General features: G+C 69.0%; 14 protein-coding genes. 7 read left to right on the top strand and 7 right to left on the bottom strand.

All coding sequences use genetic code 11. The annotated features are described in order from the left end of the window. The first annotated feature begins 270 nt into the window (after positions 1 to 270). Positions 271 to 1,479 (top strand): IS110 family transposase, encoded by a 1,209-nt coding sequence (locus EES41_RS03070; RefSeq protein ID WP_164495729.1) that lies wholly within the window; start codon positions 271 to 273, stop codon positions 1,477 to 1,479. 331 nt (positions 1,480 to 1,810) lie between these two features. On the opposite strand, the gene EES41_RS03065 is transcribed toward EES41_RS03070, so the two are convergent. From EES41_RS03065 to EES41_RS03045, 5 genes are all read right to left on the bottom strand, one after another. Next, a complete protein-coding gene (locus tag EES41_RS03065; RefSeq protein ID WP_123075437.1) occupies positions 1,811 to 2,800 on the bottom strand; it encodes an ABC transporter substrate-binding protein in 990 nt (329 codons plus the stop codon). A gap of 62 nt (positions 2,801 to 2,862) precedes the next feature. Then, positions 2,863 to 4,848 (bottom strand): ABC transporter permease subunit, encoded by a 1,986-nt coding sequence (locus tag EES41_RS03060; protein WP_123075435.1) that lies wholly within the window; start codon positions 4,846 to 4,848, stop codon positions 2,863 to 2,865. After that, on the bottom strand, positions 4,845 to 5,930 hold the full coding sequence (locus EES41_RS03055) for a glycine betaine/L-proline ABC transporter ATP-binding protein (protein WP_123075433.1): 1,086 nt from the start codon (positions 5,928 to 5,930) through the stop codon (positions 4,845 to 4,847). Before EES41_RS03055 ends, EES41_RS03060 begins: the two co-directional genes overlap by 4 nt. Then, positions 5,930 to 7,468: a GMC family oxidoreductase gene (locus EES41_RS03050; protein WP_123075431.1), complete on the bottom strand. Its 1,539-nt coding sequence runs from the start codon at positions 7,466 to 7,468 to the stop codon at positions 5,930 to 5,932. Before EES41_RS03050 ends, EES41_RS03055 begins: the two co-directional genes overlap by 1 nt. Before the next feature lie 68 nt (positions 7,469 to 7,536). Then, a complete protein-coding gene (locus EES41_RS03045; RefSeq protein ID WP_123075429.1) occupies positions 7,537 to 9,036 on the bottom strand; it encodes an aldehyde dehydrogenase family protein in 1,500 nt (499 codons plus the stop codon). A 1,082-nt stretch (positions 9,037 to 10,118) separates the two neighbouring features. On the opposite strand from EES41_RS03045, the gene EES41_RS03040 reads away from it, so the two are divergent. From EES41_RS03040 to EES41_RS03025, 4 genes are read left to right on the top strand one after another with little or no spacing between them, the layout of a single operon-like run. Continuing rightward, the gene (locus EES41_RS03040; protein ID WP_123075427.1) at positions 10,119 to 11,396 is read left to right on the top strand and encodes a sodium:proton antiporter; all 1,278 of its coding nucleotides are present in this window, start codon (positions 10,119 to 10,121) and stop codon (positions 11,394 to 11,396) included. Beyond that, positions 11,383 to 11,850, top strand: a complete 468-nt coding sequence (locus EES41_RS03035) for a CBS domain-containing protein (protein WP_123075425.1) — start codon at positions 11,383 to 11,385, stop codon at positions 11,848 to 11,850. The genes EES41_RS03040 and EES41_RS03035 overlap by 14 nt, the downstream gene beginning before the upstream one ends. Beyond that, positions 11,847 to 13,145, top strand: a complete 1,299-nt coding sequence (locus EES41_RS03030; protein WP_123075423.1) for an SLC13 family permease — start codon at positions 11,847 to 11,849, stop codon at positions 13,143 to 13,145. The genes EES41_RS03035 and EES41_RS03030 overlap by 4 nt, the downstream gene beginning before the upstream one ends. A 48-nt stretch (positions 13,146 to 13,193) precedes the next feature. Beyond that, a complete protein-coding gene (locus EES41_RS03025; protein WP_123075421.1) occupies positions 13,194 to 13,412 on the top strand; it encodes a hypothetical protein in 219 nt (72 codons plus the stop codon). 130 nt (positions 13,413 to 13,542) lie between these two features. Here EES41_RS03025 and EES41_RS03020 read toward each other — a convergent pair whose 3' ends face one another. Continuing rightward, positions 13,543 to 15,051 (bottom strand): SulP family inorganic anion transporter, encoded by a 1,509-nt coding sequence (locus EES41_RS03020; RefSeq protein ID WP_123075419.1) that lies wholly within the window; start codon positions 15,049 to 15,051, stop codon positions 13,543 to 13,545. Between the two features lie 395 nt (positions 15,052 to 15,446). Between EES41_RS03020 and EES41_RS03015 the strand changes: the two genes are divergently transcribed. Further along, positions 15,447 to 15,860 (top strand): MerR family transcriptional regulator, encoded by a 414-nt coding sequence (locus tag EES41_RS03015; RefSeq protein ID WP_254211287.1) that lies wholly within the window; start codon positions 15,447 to 15,449, stop codon positions 15,858 to 15,860. A gap of 149 nt (positions 15,861 to 16,009) precedes the next feature. On the opposite strand, the gene EES41_RS03010 is transcribed toward EES41_RS03015, so the two are convergent. Next, positions 16,010 to 16,456, bottom strand: a complete 447-nt coding sequence (locus EES41_RS03010) for a hypothetical protein (protein ID WP_164495728.1) — start codon at positions 16,454 to 16,456, stop codon at positions 16,010 to 16,012. 274 nt (positions 16,457 to 16,730) lie between these two features. Here EES41_RS03010 and EES41_RS03005 point away from each other — a divergent pair, with 274 nt between their 5' ends. Then, entirely contained in the window at positions 16,731 to 17,459 is a 729-nt protein-coding gene (locus tag EES41_RS03005) for a hypothetical protein (RefSeq protein ID WP_164495727.1), read from the top strand. Positions 17,460 to 17,461 lie beyond the last annotated feature (2 nt).

Genomic DNA, 17,461 nt, shown 5'->3' with positions numbered 1-17,461 from the left:
GGCACCACGTCCTTGACGAAGGACATAGAGGCACCCCCCCATTACCGTTTTGGTTGCCCCGCAATGGGGCGCCCGGCCTCCGGAGTTGGCATGACTTTCTCCCCCTGTCGATCGCATGGCTTGGGGGGTGGTGTCACCGGCTCCGGAGGCATCGACAGACCGCTGATTAGGGGCATGACCACCGGCCTTTCCGCAGGTCGGGAGGCTCTTCGTAATGTGGATGTGGCGATCGGTGCCGTGGGACGGCCGGGCGACGGGGACGACCGGAGGATGCACGTGATCGAAATCAGCGGCATCGGCGCCTTCCTAGGCCTGGACGTCGGCAAGGGCGAACACCACGCCACCGCCGTCACCCCGGCCGGGAAGAAGGCCTTCGACAAACGGATGCCCAACAGCGAACCCAAGCTCCGCGAGGTATTCGGGAAACTGCAGGCCAAGCACGGAACCGTGCTGGTGGTCGTGGACCAGCCGGCCTCGATCGGAGCTCTGCCACTGGCAGTGGCCCGGGACATGGGCTGCCCGGTGGCCTATCTGCCGGGGCTGACGATGAGGCGGATCGCCGATCTCTATCCGGGCGAGGCCAAGACCGATGCCCGCGACGCGTTCGTCATCGCGGACGCAGCCCGCGTCATGCCCCACACTCTCCGCTCGGTCGACCGCGAAGAAGAGACCATCGCCGAGCTCGAGATGATCGTCGGCTTCGACGACGACCTGGCCGGCGAAGCGACGAGGATCAGCAACCGCCTGCGGGGCCTTCTCACGCAGATCCACCCGTCCCTGGAACGGGTCCTGGGCCCACGAGTCCAGCACCCGGCCGTGCTCAAGCTCCTCAACCAGTTCGGATCCCCGGCCCAGATCCGCAAGGCCGGACGCCGTCGGCTCGTGACGCTGATACGTCCGAAGGCCCCGCGGATGGCGGAGCGTCTCGTCGACGACATCTTCACGGCTCTGGACGAGCAGACCGTCATCGTCCCGGGCACGGACGCGGCCACATTGATTGTTCCCAGCCTCGCCAACTCTCTCCAGGCAGTGCTTGACCAGCGAAAACTCCTCGCCGCTCGGATCGAGGAACTGCTGGAGAACCACCCTCTTTCCAAGGTCCTGACGTCCATGCCGGGGATCGGCGTCAGGACCGGAGCCCGCATCCTCATCGACGTCGGCGACGGATCCAGCTTCCCTTCCGCCGCCCACCTCGCCGCCTACGCCGGCCTCGCCCCAACGACCCGCAGCTCCGGCTCCTCCATCCGCGGCGAACAACCCTCCCGGAGAGGAAACAAGCAGCTCAAACGGGCCTTCTTCCTCTCCGCTTTCGCCGCCCTCGCCGACCCACGATCCCGGGCCTACTACGACAAGAAGATCAGCCAGGGCAAGCACCACACCCAAGCCCTCCTCTGCCTCGCCCGACGACGAGCCGACGTCCTGTTCGCCATGCTCCGAGACGGCACCTTCTACGAACCACAACCCGCCCCATCACCTTGACCAAACCCATAGGGGCACCCCCCCGCGGCCCGGCTCCCCGAGAGGGCCGGATCACACCTCGCGCCTTGGTGTGAACCGGCCCTCTCTCCCATTCCGCCGAGAGACCGGCGGGCTCCATCGCGTTGCACGTCGGTCGCCACGACGGCAGCGACGCGGCCCGGCTTCTCTCTGCCGTGGACCGTGGACGCCAGCTGTCGCAAGCGACAGGACCGTTTTCGAGATGCCGGGGAATGGTGGCATCAGCCTCGCATCGCGGTACCTCTCGGATGTGAGCACGCCACGCTCGACTACCGTGCGTGGCGGGCGGCCGGGCGGTGCGTCCGGCGGCGGGCTACTTCTTCGGCAGCCACGCCTTCCAGGTGGACTCGTTCTCCTTCACCCACTTCTCGGCCGCCTTCTGCGAGGTCATCTTGTCGGCGGCGACGTACTTGGCGACGAGGTTCTGCTGCTCGGTCGTCCAGTTGAAGTTCTTCAGGAAGCGCGCCGCCTCGTTGTCCTCCTTCGCGAAGTCGGCGTTCATCCACTTCTTCAGCGGCACGTCGGGGTAGGCGCAGGCGACGGCGTTCTTGTCCGCGTCACAGCCCTCCGTGTACGGCGGCAGTTTCACCTCGACCAGGTCCATGGTCGCGTTCATCCACTGCGGGGTCCACCAGTATGTGAGGAAGGGCTTCTTGTTCTTGTAGAGCTGCTCCAGCTGCGCCAGGTGCGTGGCCTCAGCGCCCGCCTCGATCGGCTTGTAGTTCAGGCCGAGGTTCTTGATCAGGGCGTTGTCGTGGGAGACGTAGGACGGATCACCCTTGATGAACTGGCCCTGATCGCCGCTTTCCGGGGTCTTGAAGAGGTCGGCGTACTTGTTGAGGTTCTTGTGGTCCGTGACGTCCGGGTGTTCGTCGGCCACGTACTTCGGGACGAACCAGCCGATGTGGCCCGTCACGCCGAGCCCGCCGGCCGGTACGACGGACTTGTTCCCTTCGACGTAGCGCTTCTCTTCCTGGGGGTGGCCCCAGTCCTCCAGGATCGCGTCGATCTTGCCCTGGCTCATTGCGTCCCAGGCGGGGGTCTCGTCCATCTGCTGCGTCTTGACCTTGTACCCGAGTTCGTGCTCCAGGAGGTACGCCGCGACGGCGGTGTTGACCTCGGCGCCAACCCAGGACGGGGTGTGCAGGCTGACGGTCTTCGAGTCGCCACCGGTGTCGGCGGCGCCGCACGCGCCGACGGTGAGCAGGGCGAGTACGCCGGCCGCCGCGAGCCCGGTTCTCGTGCCTCGGGTCCAGGCTCGCCGGCGGATGTCGGAGCGGACACTGTGGGTGTGGGTGGTCATGGGGGACTGCCTTTCCTGCGGGAGAGCGGGGGGTGGGGACGGGCCGGTGCGGCCCGAGTCGGTCAGTGCCGGGCGGGTGCGGAGGGCGATCCGGCGCTCGGCTGGGTCAGCTTGTCGAGGGCCAGGCCGAGGCAGACGATGCCCGCGCCGGCGATCAGGCCTGTGCCGAGCTCGCCTGCGGTGAGGCCCTTGACCACGTCGAAGCCCAGCGCTCCGCCGCCGACCAGGCCGCCGATGACGACGACCGCGAGGACGAGCACGACGCCCTGGTTGGCGGCGACCAGCAGAGCCGGGCGGGCGAGCGGCCACTGCACGTCGCGGATCTGCTGCCAGGTGGTGGCGCCGAGCGAGCGGGACACCTCCATGGTGGCCGGGCTGACCTGCTTGAGGCCCTGCGTGGTGATCCGCACCACGGCGGGCAGTGCGTACACGGCGGCAGCGGTGATCGCGGCGGCCCGGCCGGCGTTGAAGAGCTGGACGACCGGGATGAGGTAGATGAACTGCGGCAGCGTCTGCATGCCGTCGAGCACCGGGCGCAGCATGCGTTCCACCGTCCGGATGCGGGCCGCGAGGGTGCCGATCGCGAAGCCCAGCAGCAGGGTGAGGGCGACGGCGACCAGGACCTGGGACAGGGTGTAGAGGGACTTGCCCCATACGCCCAGTACGCCGGTGCAGGCCAGGGCGAGTACGGCGGTGAGCGCGCCGCGCCAGGTGCCGACCAGCCAGGCGACGGTGCCGACCAGGGCCAGCAGGGCCCACCATGGAAGCGCCTGGAGCCCGGAGTCCAGCGGGTTGAGCACCCAGCTGGTGAAGTTGCCCGCCCACGCCGAGGTGCCGCCGAGCACCGGGACGTCCTGGTACACGGAGCCGACCAGTCGGTCCACGGCGGTGTTCAGCGGGGCGGAGATGTCCACGGTCAGGCCCTCGGGCCAGCCAGACGCGAGCCGGGTGCCCGCCAGCACGCCGACGGCGGCCATCGCGAGGGCGATACAGGTGTCCCGGCGGCCGACGCGGGGGCCGGTGCGGGCCCCGGCCGCCGCCGTCGTCCGGTCCAGCCAGACGGCGATGAGCACGATGGCCAGGCCGGCGGTGCAGCCCTGGCCGAAGTCGCGGGTCTTCAGCGCCTGGTACACGCTCTCGCCAAGGCCGCCGGCGCCCACCACGGAGGCGATGACGACCATCGACAGCGCCATCATGATGGTCTGGTTGAGGCCGAGGAACAGCTGCGGCCGGGCCATGGGCAGCCGCGCCGTCCACAGCCGCTGCCATGGGCTCGAACCCAGGGAGCGGGACGCCTCCAGGACGGAGGGGTCCGCGCCTCGCAGGCCCAGGGCGGTCATCCTGACCATCGGCGGCGCGGCGTAGATCACCGTGGTGATCAGCGCCGACGGGGTGCCGATACCGAAGATCAGCACCAGCGGGAGCAGATAGGCGAAGGACGGCAGCACCTGCATGGTGTCCAGCATTGGGCGCAGGACCCGCTGTGCGGTGTCGGACAGCCCGCCGGCGAGGCCGAGCAGCAGCCCGAGAACGGACGCTGCGGCGACGGACACCAGCATCAGGGCGAGCGTCTCGGTCGCCTGCTCCCACAGGCCGAGGAAGCCGCATCCGGCCAGCGAGCCGAGGGAGACGAGCGCCGGGCCGCTCCCCCCGCGGCCCGCGCCACCCGCGTACCAGGCGAGGGCCGTGGCGACGGCGAGGACACCGGGCCAGCCGGCCGAGGTGAGCAGGTCGTGCACCCAGGCGACCGAGTCTGTGGCCGCGTTGGACAAGTGCAGCAGGAAGTAGAGGAAGACGGGATGGCTGTCGCGGTTGTCGACGACCCAGTCGGCGAACGAGTCCAGCGCGGGGGCCAGGTCCAGGCGCAGGGCCTGCGGCCAGCCGCCGTCGACGAGCAGCGAGACAGTCGGCAGCAGCACCGCGAGGATCGGGAGTACCACCCGGGCAGTAGGCCTGGCCAGGCGCCGGGCGTGCCTGGAGGCGGTCGCCCCGCTGCGGGCCCGGGGGCGTTCGCTGCCGACGGGTGGGAGGGAGGTGGTGGTGCTCATGCGGTCACCGCGTCCGATTTCGCAACTGTGCCCGATTCCGTGGCGGCGTCCGGGGCGAGCCCGGCCACCACGGCCAGCAGCCGTGCCTGGTCCACGACACCGAGCGTTTCGCCGTCCGCCACGACCCGGGCGGGTACGCCGTCGCGGGCGACGGCCGTGATGCCCTCGGCGACCGTGGCGTCCGGGGCGAGCACCGCGCCCCGGTGGACCTCGTCACCGACGGCCGGGCGCATCGCCCGGCACACCGGGACGATCTGCTCGCGAGGTACGTCGCGAACGAAGTCCCGTACGTAGTCGTCGGCGGGCCGGGTGACGATCTCCTCGGGTGTGCCGAGTTGCACGATGGCGCCGTCGCGCATGAGCGCGATCCGGTCACCGAGCTTGAGCGCCTCGGTGAGGTCGTGGGTGATGAACACCATCGTCCGGCCCTCCTCGCGGTGCAGCCGGACGACCTCTTCCTGCATGTCACGGCGGATCAGCGGGTCGAGGGCGCTGAACGGCTCGTCGAAGAGCAGGACTTCGGGGTCGGCCGCGAGCGCACGGGCCAGGCCCACCCGCTGCTGCTGGCCACCGGAGAGCTGGCTCGGGCGCCGGTCCTCCAGGCCCGTCAAGCCGACCTTCGCGACGACCTCGCCGGCCCGGGCCCGCCGCTCGGCCTTCGCCACACCCTGGATCTCCAGCCCGTACGCGACGTTGTCCAGCACGGTGCGGTGGGGGAGGAGACCGAAGTGCTGGAACACCATCGCGGCACGGTGCCTGCGCAGATCGCGCAGGCGGGTCCGGTCCATGGCCAGCACGTCCTCGCCGTCCATGGCGAGCTCGCCGGCCGTGGGCTCGATCAGCCGGGTCAGGCACCGCACCAGCGTGGACTTGCCGGAGCCGGACAGGCCCATGACGACGAACACCTCGCCCCGGCGGACGTCGAAGGAGACGTCCCGTACGGCCGCGGTGCAGCCGGTCCGCTCGCGGAGTTCGGTCGTGGGCAGCGTGGCGTACCGGGGGTCGGCGGGCACGCGTTCGGCCTTCGGCCCGAAGACCTTCCACAGGCCGCGGACGGAAAAGACGGGATCGTGACCGTCCATCAGGCGGCCTCCTTCCGGGTGGTGCCCGAGGCAAGCAGGTCGGCGCACTTCTCCCCGACCATCAGGACGGCGATCATCGGGTTCACGGCGGGGATGGTCGGAAAGACGGAGGCGTCGGCGATGCGGATGCCCTCCAGGCCCCGGACGGTCAGGTCGGGGGCGACCACGGCCAGGCCGTCGTCCTCGGCGCCGATCCGACAGGTGCCGGCCGGGTGGTAGACGGTGTGGGCTACCTTCCGGGCGTATTCGCTCAGCTCCGCGTCGCCGGTGACGTCGGGGCCGGGGCAGACCTCGCGGCCGAGCCAGGACGCGAGCGGCTCGGTGGCCGCGATCTTCCGGGCGATCCGGATGCCGTCGACCAGGGTGCGGGCGTCGTAGTCGTGGTCGTCGGTGAAGTACCGGAAGTCCAGGGCGGGCTTGGCCTCGGGGTCGGCGCTGATCAGGTAGAGCCGTCCGCGGCTGCGGGGCTTGGGTATGTTCGGCGTCATTGACACGCCGTGCGCGGGACGTTCGTATCCCAGTCGCTCCGGGTTGTCGGTGAACGGGATCTGGTAGAAGTGGAACATCAGGTCCGGCCCGGCCGAGCGGGGGTCGCGGCGCACGAACAATCCGGCGTCACTGTCCATCGCGGAGTTGTCGGGGATCGGTCCGTGGGTCTCCCAGACGATCACGGACTCCGGGTGGTCGAGCAGGTTCTCGCCGACGCCCGGCAGATCGTGGCGGACCTCGATGCCGAGTGCGGCCAGGTCCTCGCGCGGTCCGATGCCGGAGTGCATCAGCAGCCGCGGGGTGTCCACCGCACCCGCGCAGACCACCACCTCGCGGGACGCCCGGAGGAGGATCTCCTCGCCGTCCTCGGTACGCGCCCGCACGCCAGTGGCTAGGGTGCCCTCGAATTCCAGCCGGTACGCCCAGGTTTCCAACAGCATTTCGAGGTTGGGCCGGTCGAGGAAGGGGTGCAGGTAGGCGACCGAGGCGGAGGAGCGCTTGTTGTCCTCCGGGTGGTACGCGAGGTCGAAGAAGCCGGCGCCCTCGTGGAAGGGCCGGCGGTTGAAGCTCTCGATCTCCGGCACGCCCAGCGCGTTCTGTGCGGCGGCGATGAAGTCGCGGGCGATGGCGTTGCGGTCCTTCTCGGTGACGGGAACGACGTTGTTGAGGAGCCTGTCGAAGTACGGTTCCATGGACACGGCGTTCCAGCCGGCGGCGCCGAGGGCGGCCCACTCGTTCCAGTCGGAGGGCAGGGGCTTGAACGCGATGAGGGTGTTGTGCGAGGAGCAGCCGCCGAGGACGCGGGCCCGGCTGTGGCGGATGTGCGAGTTGCCGCGGGGCTGTTCGGTGGTGGGGTAGTCGTAGTCCAGCTCGCCGCCGAGCAGTCCCATCCAGCGGCGCAGGGTGAGGACCTCGTCGCGGCCGACGTCGCTGGGGCCGCCCTCGATGACGGCGACGCTGACGTCGGGATCCTCGGTCAGCCGGGAGGCGATCACCGAACCGGCGGTGCCGCCGCCGACGATGACGTAGTCGTAGGTGTGGTCGGGCATGGTGCGTTACTCCAAGGGGCGTGGGGGTCTTCGGGCGCGGCCGGGGTGGCGGGTCCGCCGCGGGGCGGTCAGCCCGAGAACCACCGCACCGGACGGGGGGCCAGGTTCTGGTAGATGTGCTTGGCCTCGCGGTACTCGGCGAGGCCCGAGGGCCCGAGCTCGCGCCCGATGCCTGACTTGCCGAAGCCGCCCCATTCGGCCTGGGGGAGGTAGGGGTGGAAGTCGTTGATCCACACGGTGCCGTGGCGCAGCCGGCCAGCCACCCGGCGGCCCCGTGCCGCATCCGCCGTCCAGACGGCGCCCGCGAGCCCGAACTCGGTGTCGTTGGCCAGGGTCACCGCCTCGTCCTCCGTGCGGAAGGTCTCCACGGTCAGGACGGGGCCGAAGACCTCTTCGCGGACGACCCTCATCCGGCGGTGGCAGCGGTCGAGGACCGTCGGCTCGTAGAACCAGCCGCCGGCCGGCCGCGTTCCTGACGGCTCGGGGCGGGCACCGCCGCTGCGCAGTATGGCGCCCTCGCCGAGCGCGGAGGCGACGTACTCCTCGGTGCGCTCCAGCTGGGCGAGGGAGACGAGCGGCCCGCACTCGACGTCCTTCTCGGTGCCCCGGCCCAGTCGGATGCGGCCGGCCCGTCGGCTCAGTTCGGCCACGAAACGCTCCCGGACGGACTCCTCGATGATCAGCCGGGAACCGGCCGAGCAGACCTGGCCGCTGTGGATGAAGGCGGCGTTCAGGGCCTGGTCGACGGCCGTGTCGAAGCCGGCCGGGGTGTCGCAGAAGTCGGCGAAGACCACGTTGGGGTTCTTGCCGCCGAGCTCCAGAGCCACCTTCTTGACGCCGGGCGCCGCCGCCTGAGCCACCTTCACTCCGCTGGTCAGGCCGCCCGTGAAGGAGACCAGGTCGACGTCCGGGTGTTCGCAGAGCCGGGCGCCCACGGTGTGGCCGGGGCCGGTCACCACGCCCGCGACCCCGGCGGGCAGCCCGGCCTCGGTCAGCAGCGCGATCAGTGCCACGGTGCTGAGCGGGGTGATCTCGCTCGGCTTGACCACGAAGGTGTTCCCGGCGGCCAGGGCCGGAGCGATCTTCCAACTCGCCTGGAGAAGTGGGTAGTTCCAGGGAGTGATGAGCGCGCACACTCCCACCGGCTCGTGGACGACGACGCTGTGCACGGTGTCGCTGCCGGCGTCCACGACGCGTCCCGCACCCTCCGTCAGGGCCAGGTCGGCGAAATATCGGAAGGTGTCGGCCACGCAGTCGACATCGATGCGCCCCTCCTCGACAGTCTTCCCTGCGTCGCGGCTTTCCAGCAGCGCGAGTTCCTCGCGGTCGCGAACCAGCAGGTCGGCCACGCGACGCAGCAGCGCGGACCGTTCGGACACCGCTGCGCCCCGCCACACCCCCGAGTCGAAGGCGGCGCGCGCCGAGGCGACGGCGGCGTCGGCGTCTGCTGTGCCGCCCTCGGCCACCACGGCGAAGGGTTGCCCGTCCGCCGGGTCGAGGACGTCGCGCGTCTCACCGCTCAGTGCGCCGCGCCAGGTGCCGTCCACGTGGATGGTCGTTCGTGTCATCAAGAGCCAAGTGACTTTCTTCTTCTGATGGGTTGTCGCAGGTGTTCCGGTGCTCACGCAGTCCGGCCGCGGCGGGCGCGCAGCCCAGGGGGTGCTGGTGGCTGCGTTCAGAGCACCGCCTGGAAGGTGCTCTGCAGCGGGCGGCAATACAGGGCGGGGCGTCCCTGCATGGCGCCGACCGGGAGAGGCGGAGGCGGGATCCGCCATGACAGGAACCGGCACGAGGGCGCCCGTCGGCAGGACGGAGGGGGCGTGGTCATGTGGGCCGAAGTTACCCAGCAGAAGTCGAAATCGCACGGGGCGGAAGGCTTGCGTCAGTAGTTCCCCAGTGCTAAGTGAGCATCGCCTCAGACCTCTGTAAAGGTAACCAGAGACGTAACTATTTCGGATATATCGTCTCAAGTTGGAGGTATTCTGGGACTCATAACGAGCCTGTAACACATTTGCATCATGCCAAGTTTGCGACATGAACGTTATGTCATCGTCGGGAAACCGAGGGTTTGGCCAGGCTGTGAGTGGTTACGCAAAGGGCGGACGCGGAGTGTGCCCCGCAGGTCTGGCGGGAGGCGCGAGAGTGCATTGCGGGAGTCTCCAGGGGAAGCTGCCCCGACCGGCCGAAGGAAGCGGCCGTGACGGGGATGAAGCCGAGGCCCGTGCAAACGGTCACGACATCGGAGGCGGCGTCCAGCATGCGGGGGACGGCGTTGAGGGGCATGAGGGTGTACAGAAAGAGGATGGCCCAGGCGTAAAGGCGGGCTGCAAGCCGTCACCCGCGGAGGCCGCTTGGCGCCCATCCGGTGAGGATCGCTACAAAACGGGCAGCACGAGCAGTGTGCCGGCCGCGAGGGCGATCGCGTGGTAGGTGGGGTTGTCGTTCATCGGTACCTCTCGGGATCGGGCGCCCACGATAGACGAGGTTTGCGTGATGCGTTCATGCCGGAGTTCGGCAAAGCAGGGTCCGTCGGACTGCCGTTAGGGAACCGTCAATGCGGCGTAAGGGACGTGTAAAGTCCGCCTTGGTGTGCCGGGAAGCCTGGTCGGCGATAGGGGATAGCTCTCTTCGCGGATCGGGGTCTGACGTCATGGTGCTCGTCGCTGTATTCGGTGTGGCGCTGCTGGTCGCCGTGCTGCTGTCCGGGCTTGCCGCCCGCACGGTCCTCTCCACCTCGCTGCTCTTCCTGCTGGGCGGGGCGCTGGTCAGTGACGGGTTCCTCGGGCTGATCCACATCACGGCCGAGAGCGAGATCGTCTCGGTCACTGCCGATCTGGCCCTGTTCGCGGTGCTGTTCACGGACGGCATGCATGTCTCGTTCCCGAAGCTGCGGGAGAACTGGAAGAACCCGGCCCGGGCGCTGGGGCTGGGCATGCCGCTGGCGATGGCCGGCATGGCGCTGATCACCCACTACCTGGTCGGGCTGGACTGGACGACCTCGTTCCTCGTCGGCGCCGTGCTCGCGCCGACCGATCCGGTCTTCGCCTCGGCGATCGTGGGCCGCAAGGAAGTCCCGGCAAAACTGCGGCAGCTGCTGAACGTGGAGAGCGGAATCAACGACGGTCTCGCGCTGCCCGTCGTCCTGCTCCTGATCGCCGCGGCCGGCCCCACCTCCGGTCAGGCGGACGCCTCCGTCGGCGAGATCGCCCTGGAGCTCGGGCTCGGTCTGGTCTTCGGTGTCGTCCTGCCGCTGGCGGTCGCGGGCCTGGTGCGGCTGCGGCTGCTGGGAGCGGAGCCGAAGCTCCAGCCGCTGCTGCCGCTGGCCGCCGGGATCATCCTGTACGGGATTTGTCACCTCACCCACGCCAACCCCTACCTGGCCGCGTTCTCCGCGGGCGCCGTCCTGGCCTCCGTCTCGCCCGAGGCGAAGACGGTCTTCGAGCCGCTCGGCGAGATGCTCGCGGAACTGGCGAAGTTCGCAGCCCTCCTCGTCTTCGGCGCGCTGCTGACCCCCGCCCTGTTCGGGGACCTGTCGGTGGGCGGGTACGTGGCCGTGGTCTTGGCGATCGTCCTGATCCGCCCCGCCTCCCTGCTGGTGTCGCTGCTGGGGGCGCGGATCGAGCGGCGGGAGAAGCTGGTCGCCGCCTGGTTCGGGCCCAAGGGCTTCGCCTCCGTCGTCTACGGCCTGCTCGTGCTCCAGGCCGGCATCCCGCAGGGCGAGGAGGCGTACACGCTGATCGCGGTCTGCATCGCCTTCTCGATCATCGCCCACTCCAGCACCGACGTACCGATCGCCCGCCTCTTCGACGTGGAAGACCTGGCAGGCATCCCGAACGACGACGACCACGACCACGCCCCGAAGACGACCGACACCGTTCCCGCCCCGAGCAGTGCCCCCGACCAGGAGAAGCGCCATGATCGCCCGTGATCTCGCCGAGCCCTACCCGCACGTGACCAGCAACGATCGGGCCGTGGACGCAGTCCGCCTGGTGGCCGAGCACAACCTCGCCGCGCTCCTGGTCCTGGACTCCGACGGGGCCCCGTACGCGGTGGTGCCCGGGTCCCAGCTGGTGCGGCAGCTGGTGCCCGAGTACGTCATGGAGGACCCGCTGCTCGCAGCCGTCATCGACGACCGACACGCCGACAGCCTTACCGAGGAACTGGCCGGCAAGACCGTCGCCCAGTGGATCCCGGGGCGGTCCTTCAAGCCGGCGTTCGTCGGCCCTGAGGCAGGGATCCTGCAGATCGCCGCGCTCATGGCGCGTACCCATGTCCCGCTGGTGGCCGTCATCGACCGCGACGACGACGGGCGCCGATTGGTCGGGGTGGTCTCGGCCGCCTCCCTGATGCGTCACCTGCTCGACGTGGGAGGCGAGGCGTGAGCGGCTGGCAGAGCTGGGCGGCTGTAGCCGTCTTCGCGGGCGTCTACATCCTGATCATCACCGAGTGGATCCACCGCGTCGCAGCAGCCCTCGGCGGTGCCGCTCTGATGCTGGCGATCGGGGCCACCGACGATGGGTCGGCCTTCTACTCGAATGAGACCGGTATTGACTGGAACGTCATCTTCCTGCTGCTCGGCATGATGATGATCGTCGGGGTCCTCAAGCGGACGGGCCTGTTCGAGTACCTGGCGATCTGGTCGGTGAAGAAGGCCAAGGCGAAACCGTTCCGGGTGATGGCCATGCTGGTTGTCATCACGGCGGTGGCTTCAGCGCTGCTGGACAACGTCACCACGGTGCTGCTGGTCGCCCCGGTGACGCTGCTGGTGTGCGACCGCCTGAAGCTGTCGCCTATTCCGTTCCTGCTCGCCGAGGTGTTCGCCTCCAACATCGGTGGCACCGCCACCCTGGTCGGAGACCCTCCCAACATCATCATCGCCAGCCGCGCCGGCCTGACCTTCAACGACTTCCTGGTCCACCTCGCCCCGCTGGCTGCGGTCCTGACCCTCGTCCTGGTGGCGCTGTGTCGACTGATGTTCGCCAAGCACTTCGTCTACGACGAGAAGCGTGCCGCGGAGATCATGGAGCTGCGCGAACGCGAGGCGATCAAAGAGCCCCGGCTGCTCATCCAGGGTCTGAGCGTCCTGGCCCTGGTCGTCGCCGGGTTCGTCCTGCACCCCGTGCTGCACTACGAACCCAGCGTCGTCGCCCTCCTGGGCGCCGGCCTGCTGATCGCGATGTCCAAGGTCGAGACCGGTGAGGTGCTCGGCGAGGTCGAGTGGCCGACTCTCGCCTTCTTCGCCGGCCTGTTCGTCATGGTTGGCGCGCTCATCGAGACCGGCGTCATCGCAGAGCTCGCGGGCTCCCTCGCGGACGTCATCGGCGGAGCCGAACTGGGCGGCACGATGCTGCTGCTGGGCGGATCGGCCGTGCTGTCGGGGATCGTCGACAACATTCCCTACGTCGCCACCATGGCGCCCATCACCAGCGAGCTCGTCACCGACATGGGCGGCGACCCCGACCACGTCATGTGGTGGGCCCTCGCGCTCGGCGCCGACCTCGGCGGCAACGCCACCGCCATCGGAGCCTCCGCCAACGTCGTCGTCCTCGGCATCGCCGAACGCAACCGCCACCCCATCACCTTCTGGCAGTTCACCAAATACGGCCTCATTGTCACCGCCGTCACGATCGCCATCTCCGCCCTCTACCTGTGGCTGCGCTACTTCGCCCTGGCCTGACGAACGGCCGGTTCTGACCCACCGGCGAGGGAAGAACGGAGCCCGTACATGAATCACAGCCGGCGTGCGGAAGCCGTCTCCATGGCCCTGTGGTGGGCGGCGCTCACCCTCCTCTTCTGGGCTGGAGGACGCGTCCGAGACGTGCCCGCCTCCCTGGTGGGGTGTGCAGCGAGCGCCGCCTTCCTGATCGGCCTCGGCGAAACGGCCCACTGGCTGCGCTGCCGCATTCAGGACCACCGTGCGACCCGGAGGAGCCGCACCCACTGAGGTACGCGCCCACACCTCGGACCGGGTGGCTTCTCGCAACCTGGCCGACCTGCTGATCTTTCTCTGGCCATGAGAATGCGGGAGGACCCCGGCCGTCGGCCGGGGTCCTGTGCTCTGGCCCGTGTGTGCCTCAGTGGCTGGTGAGTTCGCCCGTGAGCTTGCCGTGGAGGTCGGCACTCGGTTCGTTGAGGCCGATGATCTCCACCGTCTTGCCGCGCTGCCCGTATCTGCTCTCGATGGCGTCGAGGGCGGCCACCGAGGAGGCGTCCCAGATGTGGGCGGCCGTCAGGTCGATGATGACCTTCTCGGGGTCGGTGGCGTAGTTGAACTGGCCGACGAGGTCGTTGGACGAGGCGAAGAACAGCGCACCGGTCACGGAATAGACCACGGTGCTGCCGTCGGGGTCGGTGACGGCGGTTACTTCTGCCAGGTGGGCGACGCGCTTGGCGAAGATGGCCATCGCCGTGATGGAGCCTGCGACCACGCCGATGGCGAGGTTGTGCGTGGCGACCACCACCGCGACGGTGACCGCCATGACGGCTATCTCACCGGCGGGCATCCGCTTGAGCGTCTTGGGGGCGATCGAGTGCCAGTCGAAGGTCGCGAAGCAGACCATCACCATGACGGCGACCAGGGCTGCCATGGGGATGTCGGAGACGACCGGGCCGAAGACGATGCACAGCACCATCAGGAACACACCCGCGAGGAACGTGGACAGGCGGGTGCGTGCGCCGGAGACCTTCACGTTGATCATGGTCTGGCCGATCATCGCGCAACCGCCCATGCCACCGAAGAAGCCGGTGACGATGTTCGCGATGCCCTGCCCGACGGACTCGCGGGTCTTGTTCGACTGGGTATCGGTGATCTCGTCGACCAGCTTCGCCGTCATGAGCGACTCCATCAGGCCGACCAGGGCCATGGCGAAGGCGTACGGAGCGATGGTGGTCAGGGTGTCCATCGTGAACGGCACATCCGGCAGTCCGGGCACGGGCAGGGAGGACGGCAGAGCGCCCTTGTCGCCGACGGTCGGGACGGCGATCCCGGCAGCGACCGTTATGACCGTCAGGATGACGATCGAGACCAGCGGGGCCGGGATCACGGTGGTGATCTTGGGGAAGAAGACCATCAGCACCAGGCCGCCCACCACCAGCGGGTAGACCGCCCACGGCACGCCGTGCATCTCGGGAACCTGGGCCATGAAGATCAGGATGGCGAGGGAGTTGACGAAGCCGACCATCACCGAGCGGGGGACGAACCGCATCAACTTCGCGACGCCGAGCGCGCCGAGCGAGATCTGGAACACACCGGCCAGGATGACCGCGGCGACGAGGTAGCCGAATCCGTGCTCACGGTTCAGCGGAGCGATCACGAGCGCGACCGCACCCGTCGCGGCCGAGATCATCGCCCGGCGCCCGCCGACGACTGAGATGACCACGGCCATCGTGAACGAGGCGAACAGGCCGATCGCAGGGTCTACACCGGCGATGATCGAGAACGAGATCGCCTCGGGGATCAGCGCGAGTGCGACGACCAGGCCGGCCAGCACCTCGGTACGCCACACCTTCGGGTCGGACAGCCAGTCGGGACGCAGGGCGCGCAGTCTCGCGGCGGGAGACGCAACGGAGGTAGTAGAGGACAAGAGAACGGCAACCTGTCGCACTCGGGCACGCCCCACTCGGCAGGCCGAGGCGTACGGGAGGACGCGGAAGAGCCGGGTCGGCACCCCGCGGACGGCTCGCACGAGCGGGCCTGAAGTCGAGAAGCGGACGGAGCGCGGGCCCACGCGGGCGCGACGACGTCACGTCCAGGGGCGAAGCGTCACGGCGGGCAGGCGGCGGCAACGGGCGTCATGGGCTCGTGCACGCTCTCTCCTGCAAGGATCAGATCTTCGCCGGGGGCCCCAGCGGCCCCGACACGGCAAGAACGGGGCAGCCGAAAGGCCATCCACAACTCCAACTCTACCCTAACGTTAGAGTAGGGATTGAGGCTGCACGGAAGGTGGCCCTCCGGACATGAAGGGCCAGGAACACGCGCGTGGACGACAAACACATGCAGATCGGTGAAGTCGCTCAGCGGACCGAGCTGTCCCTGCGCACCATCCGGCATTACGAGGAGACCGGCCTGGTCGCCCCCTCCGCCCGCTCCCAGGGCGGCTTCCGTCTCTACACGGAGACTGACGTGGCCCGCCTGATGGTCATCCGCCGTATGAAGCCGCTGGGATTCACTCTCGACCAGATGCGGGACCTGCTCGACGCCACCGACCATCTCGACGCCGGAGCCGACCTGGACGCGGGCGAGCGGAAGGCCCTGCTGGACCGCGTGCGCGAGTACGAGCGGGCCGCCACCGAGCAGGTGGACAAGCTCCGCATCCAACTGGCACGCGCCGAGGACTTCGCCGCCACCCTCGGTGCTCGCCTGGAGCAGGAAGCCCCCACCGACCGTCCCTGAAGCGGATGCGTCCTACTGCGCGGCCGGCCTGTACCGGCCCCCGATTCGGCCTGTGGCTCTGGGTCATCTGATCCACCAGGTCCCACGCTTGTCGCCGGCCGGGGTCTGCGACACCGGCCAGACCCCAACGCACGGCATCCGGACGGTAGTCACGCCAGGTCGGTACGTCCCGGCCACGCAGGCTTCACCGGTACGCCGTCCTCGTCGCGCTCCACAGTCACCGTGGGCAGAGTCGGCGTCGCGGGCTCCGGCTCCGGCTCCCGCTCCGGTTTCGGATCCGGCGCCGCCGGCTCGTCGCCGACCGCCTTCGCCTGGGCCGGGCGTTCGGTGTCGTCCATGAGCTCGGCGACGGAGAAGCGCGTGTCATGGGACTGCCATGCGCCGTCGATCACCAGCAGGAATCCGTCACCGCTACGGAACAGACGGCGGCGCTTGGGACTCCTGGGGTGCTCTGGACTGTAAGCCCGCGCCCGTCTCTCCAACTCTGCCAGAGCCGTCTCACGCGGACCTTCCACGTGCGCCATTACGTAGGCTTCGGTGTGCTCGCGCTCGCCCGAGCCCACCGTGGTTTCCAGAACGAGTCCCCACGTCGTCACGGTTCTTCCCCCCCTCGATCGAGCCGTAGCTGAGCAGCTGCATCCTCGCCCTTCCCCTGCAAGCGGCCTCGGCGCGTCGCAGCCCATCCCGCGTCCCGCTCACCGCACGGTAGGCGCCTTCGCGTTCACCCGTGCAGCCCTGCTGTAGGCCCGTTCTGGCTACGGCACTTCGGGGTGATCTTCTCTGCCGGGGGACGGCAATGACGCCGCAGCTGCACCATGCAAGGCTGTGGACCCACGGCGATGGAGGTCACTGGCGGCTCTGGAACGCTGGGTGCCCTTTGCGATTCCGGTCACGACTGACCCGAAAGAGACTGTCCTACCCATGCACATGAAGAATTCCACCGGCTGGTCCCTCTTCCTGTCAGCTGTGCTCACCGCAACCCTGGCGGGCTGTGGGGACGGAAGCGGAGCGAAGCCCGACGCCGATGCCGTGGCGGCCGCCAAGGCCGCGAACACGCGGATGCAGACCGAGTCGTTCCATTCGTCGGGGACCACCACCGCCTTCGCCGGCGGGAAGCAGGAAATGTGGTCCGACCCTGTCCAGGGTCTCCATGTGGAGGTCACCGGCGCTACCTTGGGCGACATCTACTGCAAGGACGGAACCGCCTACACCAGCGCCGACCTCTTCGCCGCAGCCCTGCGTCAGCGGGGCCAGCAGATCACCGTTCCCGCGGAGCTGAGATCGGCCTACGTGACCACGAAAGCGGAAGGCGGTTGCGCGATGTATTTCAAGATCGCCGAAACTGGACGCCGGGCCAAGGGGAAGGACCGGACCGTCGCAGGCAGGCAGGCCGGAGCGGTACAAGCCGGCGACGGAAAGACCGAAGACGTCTACTTCATCGACGACGCGGAGCAGCGGCTGCTCCTGCTGGAATCGAAGCGTGACGGCAGGACGAGTACCACCACCTACGACTCGTTCGGTGAGAAGTTCACGATCTCCATGCCCGCCGCCGAGAAGACTCTGACCATGGACGCCTTCCGCTACCGCGTCACGAAGTGACC

The sequence above is a fragment of the Streptomyces sp. ADI95-16 genome, assembly GCF_003721495.1.
Classification (GTDB): domain Bacteria; phylum Actinomycetota; class Actinomycetes; order Streptomycetales; family Streptomycetaceae; genus Streptomyces; species Streptomyces goshikiensis.
Note: the sequence above shows the minus strand (reverse complement) of the source record. Positions and strands in the feature narration are given on the sequence as shown.